This window comes from Sessilibacter sp. MAH3, assembly GCF_054658275.1.
Window position 1 is genome coordinate 82,224 of record NZ_BAAGIE010000014.1, and the last position, 14,125, is coordinate 96,348.

11 protein-coding genes are annotated in these 14,125 nt (G+C 44.4%); 4 read left to right on the forward strand and 7 right to left on the reverse strand.

All coding sequences use genetic code 11. From position 1 onward, the window contains the following. Positions 1-236 precede the first annotated feature (236 nt). The 3 genes from ACYQ2C_RS10525 to ACYQ2C_RS10535 all read right to left on the reverse strand — a co-directional run bounded on the left by ACYQ2C_RS10525 (position 237) and on the right by ACYQ2C_RS10535 (position 4,094). Positions 237-1,874, reverse strand: a complete 1,638-nt coding sequence (locus tag ACYQ2C_RS10525) for an amidase (RefSeq protein ID WP_460102397.1) — start codon at positions 1,872-1,874, stop codon at positions 237-239. A gap of 91 nt (positions 1,875-1,965) precedes the next feature. Further along, positions 1,966-3,165 carry a hypothetical protein gene (locus ACYQ2C_RS10530; RefSeq protein ID WP_460102399.1) on the reverse strand — a complete coding sequence of 400 codons (1,200 nt, stop codon included), beginning with the start codon at positions 3,163-3,165 and terminating at the stop codon, positions 1,966-1,968. A 191-nt stretch (positions 3,166-3,356) separates the two neighbouring features. Continuing rightward, positions 3,357-4,094 (reverse strand): hypothetical protein, encoded by a 738-nt coding sequence (locus tag ACYQ2C_RS10535; protein ID WP_460052436.1) that lies wholly within the window; start codon positions 4,092-4,094, stop codon positions 3,357-3,359. Between the two features lie 61 nt (positions 4,095-4,155). Here ACYQ2C_RS10535 and ACYQ2C_RS10540 point away from each other — a divergent pair, with 61 nt between their 5' ends. Then, a complete protein-coding gene (locus ACYQ2C_RS10540; RefSeq protein ID WP_460102402.1) occupies positions 4,156-4,665 on the forward strand; it encodes a metal-dependent hydrolase in 510 nt (169 codons plus the stop codon). 170 nt (positions 4,666-4,835) lie between these two features. On the opposite strand, the gene typA is transcribed toward ACYQ2C_RS10540, so the two are convergent. Then, entirely contained in the window at positions 4,836-6,644 is a 1,809-nt protein-coding gene (typA, locus tag ACYQ2C_RS10545; protein WP_460052439.1) for a translational GTPase TypA, read from the reverse strand. 421 nt (positions 6,645-7,065) lie between these two features. On the opposite strand from typA, the gene rep reads away from it, so the two are divergent. After that, positions 7,066-9,081: a DNA helicase Rep gene (rep, locus tag ACYQ2C_RS10550; protein ID WP_460052440.1), complete on the forward strand. Its 2,016-nt coding sequence runs from the start codon at positions 7,066-7,068 to the stop codon at positions 9,079-9,081. 19 nt (positions 9,082-9,100) lie between these two features. Here the strand turns inward: rep and ACYQ2C_RS10555 are convergent, their stop codons facing one another. Together ACYQ2C_RS10555 and ACYQ2C_RS10560 are read right to left on the reverse strand one after the other, a co-directional pair. Next, positions 9,101-9,484, reverse strand: coding sequence for a DUF3224 domain-containing protein (locus ACYQ2C_RS10555; protein WP_460102405.1), 384 nt, complete (start codon positions 9,482-9,484; stop codon positions 9,101-9,103). A gap of 134 nt (positions 9,485-9,618) precedes the next feature. Beyond that, positions 9,619-10,410 (reverse strand): FKBP-type peptidyl-prolyl cis-trans isomerase, encoded by a 792-nt coding sequence (locus tag ACYQ2C_RS10560; RefSeq protein ID WP_460052444.1) that lies wholly within the window; start codon positions 10,408-10,410, stop codon positions 9,619-9,621. Between the two features lie 51 nt (positions 10,411-10,461). Here ACYQ2C_RS10560 and ACYQ2C_RS10565 point away from each other — a divergent pair, with 51 nt between their 5' ends. Further along, positions 10,462-10,593 (forward strand): hypothetical protein, encoded by a 132-nt coding sequence (locus tag ACYQ2C_RS10565; RefSeq protein WP_460102407.1) that lies wholly within the window; start codon positions 10,462-10,464, stop codon positions 10,591-10,593. Between the two features lie 1,273 nt (positions 10,594-11,866). Next, on the forward strand, positions 11,867-13,096 hold the full coding sequence (locus ACYQ2C_RS10570) for a hypothetical protein (RefSeq protein ID WP_460102409.1): 1,230 nt from the start codon (positions 11,867-11,869) through the stop codon (positions 13,094-13,096). Between the two features lie 424 nt (positions 13,097-13,520). On the opposite strand, the gene ACYQ2C_RS10575 is transcribed toward ACYQ2C_RS10570, so the two are convergent. Then, positions 13,521-14,111 (reverse strand): TIGR02444 family protein, encoded by a 591-nt coding sequence (locus ACYQ2C_RS10575; RefSeq protein WP_460102411.1) that lies wholly within the window; start codon positions 14,109-14,111, stop codon positions 13,521-13,523. Positions 14,112-14,125: the final 14 nt, after the last annotated feature.

Here is a 14,125-nt window from a genome sequence, read left to right on the forward strand (position 1 = left end):
AAAGGATGATCGCGCCAAATCACCGAGCTTAGCGCTAGCGCTGCTGCTTCGAGAGATTTGTTTTCAAGGCATTGTTTTGAAGGCGTTGTTTTGAAGGCGTTGTTTTAAAGACGTCGTTTAGAAGGTATGGTTTAGAAGATATTGTTCCAGCGGAGCCTTGATAACACATCCTTGTGTTTTTTAAATAATAGAAGCTGTTTCCTCAAAACTTCTGATCTACTGTTATTGCGGCGTGTTCACTGGTTTGTGGAAACTGTTGGTAAAAACTGCGGTGCTTTAAATGCTTGATGACCTTGCTCAAAGGCGTAGGCGTAGTTGATTAGCTCGGCATCGCTCCATTTTGCGCCAAAAAACAATAGGCCGACGGGTAAACCGTGATCAAATCCGGCGGGAACGGTAATGGCCGGATAGCCCGAAACGGCCGCCGGTGACGATGAACCATAAATTTTGCCGTCACCCAATACCGGGTCAATGGGCGGTGCGGGTGTGTAGGCCGGGGCAATGAGCGCGTCGAGTTTATGCATTTTCAGGGCGGCATCAATACCTTCTGGGCCGCTTAGGCGCTTCGCAATTTGCAGCGCTTTTAAATATTCTTCGTTCGATAAAGCGCCTTTGTTATTCGCCAATATCAGCGTGTTTTGGCCAAAAAACGGTAATTCTTGATCGGCGTGTTGTTGATTAAAAGCAATAATATCGTCGAGATTTTTAATGTTTATGTCGCCGCGTTTGGCGAGGTATTGATTGATATCGTGCTTAAAGTCGTACAGTAAAACCGTAAATTCCGCCGCTGAATATTCGCCGTAATTAGGCAAATCCACTTCTACTAATTCTGCGCCCAAGGCTTCGAGTGTTGTAACCGCTTTGGCAAAAACCGCGTCGGTGCCATCGTGGCGGCCGGTAAAGTGGCTGACGATGCCCAAGCGTTTGCCTTGAAGACTCGTCTGACTAAGGCCCGCAGCAAAGTCGCGTTTGTGTTTGTTGGCCTGCGCCGTGTAGGGGTCGCTTCGGTCTGTTCCGGCAATAATCGACAGCAACATGGCGGCGTCGGTTACGGTTTTTGCCATGGGGCCGGCGGTGTCTTGGCTGTGTGACAGCGGAATAATACCGCTGCGGCTGACCAATCCCAGCGTTGGTTTGATACCCACAATGCCATTCATAGACGACGGGCACAAAATCGAGCCATCGGTTTCGGTACCTACCGCCAGCGGTGCGAATCCGGCGGCGACAGCGACGGCGCTGCCAGAACTAGAACCACAGGGGCTGCGATCGGTGACGAAGGCGTTTTTGGTTTGCCCACCGCGACCACTGCAGCCGCTGATCGACGGTGACGAACGGAAATTGGCCCATTCGCTTAAATTGGTTTTTCCAAAAATCAGCGCACCCGATTCACGCAGTTGTTTCACAATAAAGGCGTCATTTTTGGCGGGACTATTCATTAATGCCAGCGAGCCAGCGGTGGTTAACATCTTGTCACCGGTATCGATATTGTCTTTTAACAGTACCGGTAAACCGTGCAGTGGAGATTGTGGCAACTTACCATCGAGTTCTTTGGCGATAGCAACATAATCGGGATTCAACTCGACAACGGCATTCAGTGTTGGGCCGTTATCGTCAATTTGTGCGATGCGTTTGGCGTAGATGTTTGCCAGTGTTTCGATACTGAGTTTTTTCTTGGCGATCTGGCGATTTAAAACATCACCGTTGAGGTATACCGTATCTTCGAAGGTATCTGGTGAGGGTTTGGATTTTTGCAGCGACTGCCCAAAAGACAGGGTTGAGTTGAAGAGTAAGGCGCCTAAACCTAACGCACAAATACGCTTGGCTAGTTTGCGAGACGAATGAGATTTTGGGTGGGAAAAAGGAATCGGTACCAAGGGTTTCTCCTAGCGGAATGCTTTTTCAATAAATTAAGCATAACACAGGGAAATTTTTTGTTGGTTTGCCGTAAGACTTTAACTGCAAACCTTAATTTTGATTATGAGTGCTGTTGTCTGGCGACGATTTTTTCGGTGAAATCGTAATAATTGGAATGACTTGGGGCTGATTAACGCTGTTATCTAAAGTCGTGCTTGATGCTGGCTGATCGGAAGTTTGGGTTTGTTGTTTTTGTTGTGCTGTGCGGAGAGTAACGGTAGCTATTTCAGTATCGGTAATTATTTTAGTATCGAGCGTATCGCTGGTGACTTCTATGCTTTTTGTGGTGTCATCGGTCGTAAAAACATGATCTTTACTGCTTTGATAAAAACTGGGTTTCTTAACCTTCTCGGCAATAATTTGCCCGGTTAATAATATTGGGCCAAGGAGTCCCGCTGCTCCTTGTTGTGCTTCTATATAATCCAGATCGTTGGTCACTTCACGTTGATGCGCCGCGACAATACTTTTATCAATGTTTTGGTCGGACCTAATGGCATGCAGTTGTCGTTCTAATTCAATTAAACGATTTCTTTCTTGAGCATCAATAGATTCTGGTTTGAATTCGCTGATTTTAAACGATTGCGAATTAATATTGATGGTGCTGGTATCACTGCCTTCTAGTGTGTTCGAGCCTTTATTACAAACCACAATTTGCGATTTTTGGTCATTGAGCGTGCAGTTATCGTTGGCGAGGTTTTTAACGATATCCGCATCTTGCACAGCTTGATTAAATTCGGCATTAACCGCCGATTGTATTTGCTGCTGCAAGCTGAAAAGCTGGCGAGGTTTTGACGTATTTTTAGTGGTTTCTTTTTGGGGTGCGTCAGGCTCTGTGATAGTTTCGGTAATAGGTGCTTCAATATTTGGATTGATTACCGGTGGCTGTTGAACCACGTTTTCTGGAGTTATTTGTTCTGGAGTTATTTGTTCTGGAATTGTTTGTTTTGGCGCTGTTTGTTCTGGAGCGATTTGTTCCGGCTCCGGCTCCGGTATCGGTTTTGGTGTTTCCACTAAATCGCTACCAATAATTGATTCTTCGGTTTTGGTTAAATCTGGCTCGTCTATTTTTGGAATAGCTAAAAGCTGCGGTGTTAAATCGATAGATAAGGTGGTTGATGTAATTTGAGGTGCAAAAGCCGATTGGCGTGGCAGCGAAAAAAACGCATCAATAACAAGAAATAAAACCGCATGAGCAATGCCGCTCAGTGCCAGCGCTAGGCCGAGTATGGTTCGATTCGATGGTATTTTCACCCGTGAGTCCTTCTTTATGTACACTACGGGTGAAGTGATAGTCCTTCCAGAGAATGAAAAAGAGCCGTTATCTTTTAATTACTCTGATGCACACGTAGTGTCCATCCGACCGGTTGGCGCATTTAGAGTTCATCAAAAAGTAATCAAATTTTGTAAGCTGATCTACCGGGAGTAAACGCTCTGCACAGCGCTTAAAGACTGATAGCGTTATTCACGTAAATAGCCATTTCTATATTCGTTTCGCTGCCGGTATACACTTTGGGTTGGTAACCGAGCTCATCGGGTACCAATTCCAACCAATTCCAACCGGGTTGGGCAATGGTGAGGTTCTCGGTATGCAGATCGGTAGATATGTCGCCCTTAATAACGCAAGGTTTTGAGAAATACACCAAAATTAAATGATTACCACTGTGTTTATTGATAAAACCGCCGCCGCCGGGTTCTGAATTGGGAAAGCCGTGAAAGGTACCTACTCGAATAAGAGCCGTGTCTGCGGGGCGGATATTCATTTTTGATGAAGGCTTTGCGATGTCTTGTGGCGATTCAGGCAAATCTAACTGAAATTGTTTTTGTGTAACGACCACTTCTGCCAACATTTGATTGTTAGGTGTGCCGACCAGACCTCCGGGAATTGCAGGAAACCAGAGCGTTAATCCTTCATCTACGGTTTCTAATAAAAGTGGTGCACGGCTGGTGGAGTACTTTTGGTAGGTTAAGGTAAATGAAGCTGGTTTCACGGTTTGTTGTTCAAGAACGATCAAGGGGTCGCAACCGTGCAACATAAAGCTTATTAATAGCAGGCCAATGGTGCGCTTGTAGGTTGGCCCTCGATCAGTTCGTGATTGAGTCAGTCGTGATTGTATGAATTCGATAGCGAACTTTACCTTTGGTAACAAAAATTTGTCGCGATCTGTGGAATGAATTTGCATAGTGGCGCTCAAATGGTTTTCTGTTTTCATCAATTGACTGAACTATATTTCTTTAGATTTCATGGTTATTGCCCATTTACCCTCGGGTTATTTACTGTCGCGTTTTTTGTTTGATCGCTTAGGTTTGTCGAGCAGCTCTACGGGCATTTTGATGTTTTTGGGGCTTCTAGGAGCAATATTTCCTGATTTTGACCTGATCTATTTTTACTGGGTCGATCATGGCTTAGTGCATCATCATCGCTATTTTATACACTGGCCCAGCTTTTGGCTGTTGTTGAGCATCATTTCTGTGCTTTGGCTAAAATTATCGCCATTTTGGATCTCGGCATCCACAGTAAAATACGCGCCGTTATTTTTTAGTCTCGGCGGTCTTTCGCACGTATTTTTAGATGCCTACGTCGGCGATCTTTGGTTATTCGCGCCCTTTTACGATAAATCCTTCTCTCTGTTTCACGTGCCTGCACGTTACAAACCATGGTGGTTAAACTTTATTTGGCATTGGACATTTATCGCCGAGTTACTTCTGTGTGTCTGGGCGGGCATTGTTTATAAGAAAAGAGGTTTATTGTAAGGCGTTGGTGTTTGAGTTATCGGTGGAAATTGCTGATTTGCTCGGCCTTGGGTAACTGGAATCTCTAGGTTAATCAGAGTTTTTATAAGTTCGCAGCGGTTAAAACCAAAAAAGGCCAGCGTAAGCTGACCTTTTCGGTGTTCAATAAATACGTCGTTATTTTTAACGTATTATTTTTTCGCGCGTTTACGTTCGTTTTCGGTTAACAACTTCTTGCGAATACGAATGCTTTTTGGTGTTACTTCTACCAATTCATCGTCTTCAATAAACTCCAACGCCTGCTCAAGGGTGTGCTTGATAGGTGGTGTTAGGGTTAAGGCTTCGTCGGTACCGGCAGCACGAATGTTGGTTAGCTGTTTGGCTTTGGTTGGGTTAACCACAAGATCGTTGGCGCGTGAGTGAATACCAATCACCTGACCTTCGTACACATCAACCGCGTGACCTAAGAATAAACGACCACGGTCTTGAAGGCTGAACAATGCGTAAGCCAAGGTTTTACCCTTAACCATGCTCACCAACACACCGTTTTGGCGTTTAGCAACATCGCCTTCTTTCACTGGGCCGTAGTGATCGAAGATACTGGTCATGATGCCTGAACCAGAGGTAAGTGTTAGGAACAAACCACGGAAACCGATCAGACCGCGTGAGGGAACGATGAACTGCAAGCGCACACGACCTTTACCGTCTGGCTCCATGTTGGTCAATTCGCCTTTACGAAGACCAAATTCTTCCATTACCGCACCTTGGTGCTGGTCTTCGATATCGATAACTACGGCTTCGTAGGGCTCAAGAACTTCGCCATCAACAATTTTTTGAACCACTTCAGGACGTGAAACGCCAAGCTCAAAACCTTCACGACGCATGTTTTCGATGAGCACCGACAAGTGCAATTCACCACGACCAGAAACGATAAATTTATCGGCGGTGTCGCCTTGTTCTACACGTAGCGCAACGTTGTGGATAAGTTCTTGATCCAAGCGCTCTTTGATATTGCGCGAGGTTACAAACTTACCTTCAAGGCCCGCAAACGGAGAATCGTTTACCATAAAGGTCATGCTTACGGTTGGTTCGTCAACGCTCAATGCTGGTAAGGCTTCTACGTTATCTGGATCACACAAGGTGTCAGAAATAGAAAGCTTATCGATACCGGTGATACAAACGATATCACCTGCGGTTGCTTGTGGTGTGTCGATACGCTCAAGACCAAGGTAGCCTTTAACGTTTAAAACCTTACCTTTACGGGTAGAGCCGTCGGCAGATTTCACAACCACTTGTTGGTTTGGTGATAATTTACCGCGAGTAATACGGCCAACACCGATAACACCTACGTAGCTGTCGTAATCCAATGCAGAAATTTGCATTTGGAAAGGACCTTCTGGATCTACGTCTGGTGGTGGTACACGGTCAACGATCATTTGGTACAACGGCGTCATGTCTTCGGCCAAGTTTTCTGGATCATCACCAGCAACGCCGTTAAGTGCAGATGCGTAGATAACTGGGAAATCCAATTGCTCGTCGGTTGCGCCAAGGTTGTCGAACAAATCGAATACTTGGTCCATAACCCAATCTGGACGCGCACCTGGGCGGTCAACCTTGTTGATAACAACAATGGGCTTTAGGCCGCGCTCAAACGCTTTTGAAGTTACGAAACGCGTTTGTGGCATTGGCCCGTCTACGGCATCAACCAACAAACACACACTGTCTACCATCGATAATACGCGCTCCACTTCGCCGCCGAAGTCGGCGTGCCCAGGGGTGTCTACGATGTTGATGCGGTAGTCATTCCAACGGATGGCGGTGTTTTTCGCCAAAATGGTGATTCCACGTTCCTTCTCTTGATCGTTGGAGTCCATGATGCGCTCTGCGCCAACATCTTTACGGTCTAGGGTGCCGGATTGGCTCAACAACTTATCAACGAGGGTGGTTTTGCCATGGTCAACGTGGGCAATAATGGCAATGTTTCTTAACTTCTCAATCACAGGAAAATCTCTGGTGGGCAAAAATTGGCCGCGATTATACCCATGGTCTATGACTTAAAATAGGCCTAGTTGGACTTGAAAGAGAATCTTTTGTTGTTTTATTAAGCTTTGCCGAAAATATTCGAGCAAATCTGCGATTTTCAGAGGTTTTCGACAACTTTAGCGTTTTATCGGCAAGAATTAATTTGAAGTATTTTTTGATCAATATTCGTAGTCACGTTGGTGAATGCTTTTTTCCTGAATGACAGGTATTTATAGCGACCGCTGACATTTGAGAATGGTTTTAGGATTGTTAGAATTCCGATCTTAAGTGGTGGCCTTTCGCTGGTGGCGATATCGGTGACAAGGCGTGAGGTTCTCGGTATAAGTAGGGTCTCTTAAATATCTATTCACAGAAACAGTAATTGTTAAAGGGTAATCCGTGACACAGCTTAATCCCAGACAACGCCAAGCCGTTCATTATGTTGATGGGCCGTGTTTAGTGCTCGCCGGTGCCGGGAGTGGTAAAACCAGCGTGATTACCCGAAAGATCGCTCATCTCATCGAAAACTGCGACATTCCCGCGCGTAATATTGCGGCGCTTACCTTTACCAATAAGGCCGCCCGTGAGATGAAAGAGCGCGCCACAAAATTGGTAAAAGGCTCTGCGGCAAAAGGCTTAACCGTATCTACCTTTCATAATTTAGGCTTGAATATTATTCGCCGCGAATATCGACATTTGGGTTACAAACCCGGATTTTCAATTTTTGACGGTGAAGATTCGCGAGCGCTACTGAAAGAATTAATGCTCAAAGACGGCGATTTAGACACCGATCTGCTCGATTTAACCCAGCATCAAATTTCGAATTGGAAAAATGATCAGGTGCATCCGGGCATTGCCATCAGTAAGGCAGAAAGCGAAGGCGAGCAAAAAATTGCCTATGTGTATCAACGCTACAATCAAGCGTTACACGCCTACAATGCCGTTGATTTTGACGATTTAATTTTGGTACCAGTAAATCTGTTTTCTGAAAACGAAGAGGTGCTTCGCCACTGGCAGCGCAAAATCCGTTATTTATTGGTCGATGAATATCAAGATACCAACAACGCTCAGTATTTGTTGGTTAAACAGTTGGTTGGCGGCCGCGGTTCATTAACCGTGGTGGGTGACGATGACCAATCCATTTACGCATGGCGTGGCGCTCGTCCCGAAAACATGAGCTTGTTAAAGGTCGATTTTCCCAATTTAGAAGTGATTAAGTTGGAGCAAAATTATCGTTCCACACAACGTATTCTAAAAACCGCTAACCACTTGATCGCCAATAATCCCCACGAATTTGAAAAAACGCTGTGGAGTGATAAATCCATTGGCGAACCCATTCGGATTATTAAATGCGCTAATGAAGAAGCCGAGGCTGAACGGGTTGCTAACGAAATTGTTACTCAGCGTTTGCAGCGTCAGGCTAAGTTTCACGATTTTGCTATCTTGTATCGCAGTAACCACCAAGCGCGTTTGATGGAATTAAAGCTGCAACATCATCAAATTCCTTACGCCATGAGTGGCGGTACCTCATTTTTTGCACGCACTGAAATTAAAGACATCATGGCGTATTTGCGTTTAGTGGTGAATCCCGATGACGACAATGCCTTTTTGCGTATCATCAATACGCCACGCCGACAAATTGGTCCAAGCACCTTAGAAGTTTTGGGGCGGTACGCAACTTCGCGAGAAATCAGTTTATTTACGGCCTGCGACGAAATGGGTTTGCAATCGCAAATCCCTGAAAATGCTCTAGAGCGGATTCGCCGTTTTTGTCATTGGTTAATGAACATCAGCTTACGTGCAGAAACCGACGAAGCCATGGCCGCCATTCGCGAAATGGTTGAAGACATCGACTACCAAGGTTGGTTACACCAAAATGCCAGCAGCTCTAAGGTTGCCGAGCGCCGCATGGAGAACGTCTATTACCTGCTGGATTCTATCGGTCGAATGCTCACTCCCGAAGATCCATCACGGGAGCCGATTTCATTAAAAGACGCCATTACTAAACTGGTATTAATGGATCTTTTAGACCGACAAGAAGAAGAGGAAACCCAAGATCAAGTGCAAATGCTGACGCTACACGCCTCTAAAGGTTTGGAGTTTCCTCACGTTTTTATTTTGGGCTTAGAAGAAGACATTTTACCGCACAGAAACAGTATCGAAGAAGAAAACGTAGAAGAAGAACGTCGTTTAGCGTATGTGGGAATTACCCGGGCCCAGCGCAGTTTAACGCTAATGTTAGCGTCTAAACGCAAGCAGTACGGCGAGGTCATGGAGACCAGCGAAAGCCGGTTTTTAGAGGAGCTGCCGGCAGACGAAGTGGAGCGAGAAGGATTTGGTCAATCTAGCCCAGAGCAAAATCAGCAAAAAGGTCGTGATACGCTGAATAATTTAATGGCGATGTTCGACGACTGACTGTACGAACCGAGCTATGTTATTCGGTTAAATTTAATGAGTAACTGGCTTGGCCCGCTTCACCCGAAGTAAACGTTCCCGTGCCGGTTAGAGTACTCAGCTCATCGGTGCCCGAATTGGCAACAAAGGTAAACTCACTGCTTGCGACACCCTTTTCAAATTTTCCCGTATGTTGAAGGGTAATGCTGCCGGACTTGCCGTTAATTGTGCCGGTAATCACTTCAAAACCAACAAATAGCGCACTGCCTGCAGTTTGATAAGACATTAAATAGGTTAATTCGCTGCTGCCTTCGATTTCGCCTTGGTATTGCTGGGTAATCTTTGCCAAGCTTTTTTTCGATCCGTCGGGGTTTTCTAGGTAGGGTGATTCATCCCACTGGGTAATCTGAAAGAGATTGCTCATGATGTTGCTCCTTTTATAGTGTGCCGTTTAAAGTACAGTGTGCCGTTTAAAGTCATGAATTATTGGCAGTCATTAAAAAGCCCGTCTAAACGGGCTTTTTTGTGGCGCTATTTTCAAAGCAATCAACAGCTGTATTAACCTTCAGAATCTTCGCTGGCTTCTTCTTCGGTTTCAGCGGGTAATGGCTTGTCGCCAACGGTCAACAAATCAACTTCGAAAATTAAGGTTGCATTTGGGCCGATCTCACCGCCGGTACCACCTGGGCCGTAAGCAAGTTCAGATGGGATGTACAATTCCCACTTAGAACCTTCAGTCATTAATTGTAATGCTTCGGTCCAGCCAGGAATCACTTGGTTTACACCAAAGGTGGCAGGAGCATTACGGCTGTATGAACTGTCGAATTCAGTACCATCAATCAAAGTACCGCGGTAATGAACGGTAACCTTGTCGGTTGGTCCTGGTTTTTCACCGGTGCCTTCGGTAATAACTTTGTATTGAAGACCCGATTCGGTGGTTACAACACCTTCTTTCTCACCGTTTGCCGCTAGGAATTCAGCGCCAATTTTTGCGTTTTCTTCGCCGGCGACACGCGCTGCTTCTGCGGCAGCTTCTTGAGCAGCTTGTTGCTTAGCAATCATCACTTGTTGGAAAGCTTGCATGGTTTCTTGCATTTGCTCATCGGTTAAGCGAGGTTCTGCATCGGCTTGCAAATCTTCAAGTGCTTGAGTGAGTGCTGGAATGTCTAAAACAATGTCGTCACGCTGAAATTGACGGCCAATGTTCAGGCCAAAAATGTAGCTGACTTTTTGTTCCATGGTTTCAACTGCTGCAGTCTTAGCTACCGCTTCTGGCTCGGCTTTCTCACCGGCACAGGCCACAAGCAACAACGAGCCTGCGACAGCGCTGGCTAATAATTTCAATTTCATTGTTTAATACCCTTAATTACTCGTTTATTTATCTTTTAAAAGCGTCGTGGTTTGACTGACGGTCTTAGCAAGCGCTTACAAAATACCGAAGATCAGTTTTTGTTAATCAGATTCGAGTCTCGGCTCAGTAAAAATATCCGTAAAAACCAAAAACGGCTGTCGATTCTATCGCCGCAAGACTAAAATTTGAAATGTCTTATGGAATATTCACTGTCAAGAGTTCGAATTTTGATAAATTTCCTTCCTAATTAGCCTTCGGTAATTCTCTAAAGGGTGCTTTGTTGGGTTACTAGTTCTATCAAAAGAGCATTTGGCGTCAAATTTTCGCGCGATAAGTTATTGAAATTGTGAAGAAATTGGGCATTGTATTTTCAATTTCTGACCAATGAATAATTCTTGGTAAGTGAATCACCGGTTCTTAAGATGTTAAAACACCGGTTTTATACCCACAATTAAATACCAAATTGCCTCTAAAAGGGTTGCGCGATTGATTATCGAATATCCCCGATTCTCAGTTGTGTGAATTTTTAATGGCAAAAACTCAGATTTTTTCGAAATTGGTATTCAAAAATCAATACTATGAAAAGTATCTAAATAGCGTTTTTAGAATTTGTGATAAAAATGTCAGCGTTAACGACAGTAACCACACTGACTAATTTGCCAGTTATTGTCATATTCAAGAATATCCATTGATGTTTATCGTGAATTATTTATCTATGAAAGAGTACGTTTGTCAGTTATCTATTCGCAATTGATAAATAAAATATTACAAAAACATTGAAAACCGACATTAGTGATAAATTTATGGGAAGCCTAACCGGGTTTTTGTCAAAAAGAACTACTGTTAATAACCTAGATTCGATTAGGCGACCTCAAGCTGCTCAGGCTTTGTGTTAATTAGCAAAGGCGGTATTGATAAACTAAAGCAAGCGCAGAGTGAGCTTGTGTAAAGGTTAGATTTTAAAGCGCACTTTTGAGGCATTATTGAGCAGCATTATGTTACAGGGTGCTAACTAAAACCCGCGGTGCACCTTATGTATTGCGAATTCGCTGAAAATTATCCAAGAAAACTTCAATAAAAGGCTAAGCAACCTAACCCATCAATGCGCACATTTACTGTTGTTCATCAAAAGCAACACGGGTTTTGGTAGGATTTGGAAAAATCCGTTGCGCCTACTTTGCACCTAAATAGTTTTACAAAATTGAACCCTACTAAGGTTGTATGAATAAAGCGTTAAATCTCGAAAACACGGCTTTGCAACTGTCTACAAAGCTGGGTTTGATAAATGAAATTATTAGCAAAAAAAACTCAATTGGGAATTGATCGTGAAGCAACGGTCAAATAATTGAATTTTTTTTATTTTAATTTGCAGAAAACATACATTTTTCGAAAAAACAGAGTTATTATAATTTTGTTTAGATAAGAATATTCATTAATTTTTTACAGGACACTCTCATGGCCGCCCGAAAGAAAACCGTGGTTTCAATTGCGGATCTTGAAAAGCAAATTGCCAAGGTCAGCGAAGATCTCAATAAAGCTCGTCAAAAGAAAGTTACCGATGCGCAAACGGCATTGGCAAAAGCAGAGAAAACTGTAACTGCTGCTAACAAAAAATTAGTGGCGGCCCAGTTGAAAGCAGACAAGGCGGCTAAATCTGCCAAAACTGCTGCTCAAATTGCACGAGCTGAAAAAGCGAGCGTTGAAGTTGAATTGGCTAAAGTTAATTTAGATTTGGTGGCTGAAGAAGCGGCCGAATTAAAAGAAGGCATTGCTGCTTTACAAGCCGAACTTAAACAAATAGAAGCTGTTTCTGCTGCTATTGACGCCCAAGCCAAAAAGTTAGGCGTTACTGAAAAGAAAGCCGCGCCAGCGAAAAAAGCGGGTAGACCAAAAGCAGCTGCTCCAAAAGCGGCAACGGCTAAGGCAGCACCAGCGAAAAAACGTGGTCGTCCTAAAGCGGCAGAAGTTGCAACTGAAGAAGTTGTAGAAGCTGCGCCAAAACGTCGTGGTCGTCCTAAGGCTACTGCACCTGCGGCAGCACCTGCAAAAGCCGAAGCGCCTAAAAAGCGCGGTCGTCCTAAAGCGGCAGCAGCTGCAACCGAAGAAGTTGTAGAAGCTGCGCCAAAACGTCGTGGTCGTCCTAAGGCTGCAGCGCCTGCGGCTGAGCCTGCAAAGGCCGAAGCGCCAAAAAAACGCGGTCGTCCTAAAGCGGCAGCGGCGGCTGAACCAGAAGCGGCAAAAGTAGAAGCGCCTAAAAAGCGTGGACGCCCAAAAGCGGCCGTGACTGAAACCGCAGATGTGGAGGCACCCACGCCAAAAAAGCGCGGACGCAAACCGAAGGCTGAAGTAGAGCCTGAGGCTGACTCCCCAAGTCAAACCGCTTTATTTGCAACCCCAACCCCTGAAATAGAAGAGGTTGGGAAAAAAAAAGAAGAAGCCGAAAAGGTTGAAGCTTCAACCCAAGCGTCAGTCGTTAGTGAAGAAGAACAAGACTCCGCCGCGAATGACGCAGCAGATGCAGTTGAAGCAGCGTTTGACGAAGAAGAGTCATCCACTGAAGAAAACGTCGAGTCTGAAGACGACACCGTCGGCGAAGAAGTCGAGTCGCAAGACGTTGAAGAAGACGCCGATGAGGATACGTCGTCGAATGTGGTAAGAAGTTTATTCGACACTCCTAAAAAATAAACAATCTCTTTTGAGACGTTAAAACGGGGCTTAATGCCTCGTTTTTTTTATTGGTTAAAAACACCTTTAGACGCTCCTGATTACTTCCGCCAAGATTTCCGATTTCCTTATAATTCCAATCACTTCCCCTGTTGAGGTCGGCAATACATTCATGTGTTGCGGAAAACTCTGTTAATAAAAGTTACTGTTAATCAAAGTTTCTGTTAACAATTCTAACGGGTGTGCCTAAATTATTTGCCAAAAACTTCCGACCAGCCTTGGTCAATCAGCATCTGCTTTTATACGACTATTTATAGTTATCTTTTTAGACGCTTATTATTACCGTTTAAGATTGCGTCGCTGCGTTAAGAGTTGAAGTTGGAATTTATACGATGATGTATTGCTGCGTGCAATTTACGGTAACCGAAAATACCCTAAGCTAAATTCAGCTATTAATCGTATGCGTGTTGGCGTCGAATACCTGTTGTCCCGCTACCAATAGCTCCCGTAATGTTTTAAGTACCGGTCTTGGTAATTGGTAAAAAAGCAGTAATTGTTTCAGGTTATGCTGACTAATATCGTTACTATCGCAAGTGGCTTTTGTTTGATTGAATGTTTTTGTTTGTTCAAAAAGCAATCGCTGTTGATGTTGCTCTGCCAGTAGCTCCAGTTTTTTGACGATGTCTCTTAAAACCGAGCGTTTAGCAAGATTATCTGTGGTATGCGCTGGCAGTTGCGGGGACATATGTTGAGTTATCGGTTGCGTTATCTCAGTTTTTAGTTGGATGCGTATCTTGCGCAGCATTATGGTTTGTTGATCAAATTGCGTGATCAACTGCGTGCACTGTTGTAAGTCGCTTGGCGAACAGGTTTTATCGAGCAGCGTTGACCAAATAAGCCAACAGATTAGATTAACATTAACAAGGTGCTGATCTTGTAGCGCCAAACATTTCTCCGCAACCTGCGGTTGGGCATAAAATTGCCACGAAAATTTCCACAGTGGATTATTCAGCGCTGAGTGATTTGAATGATTCACTGAAATTACCTTTA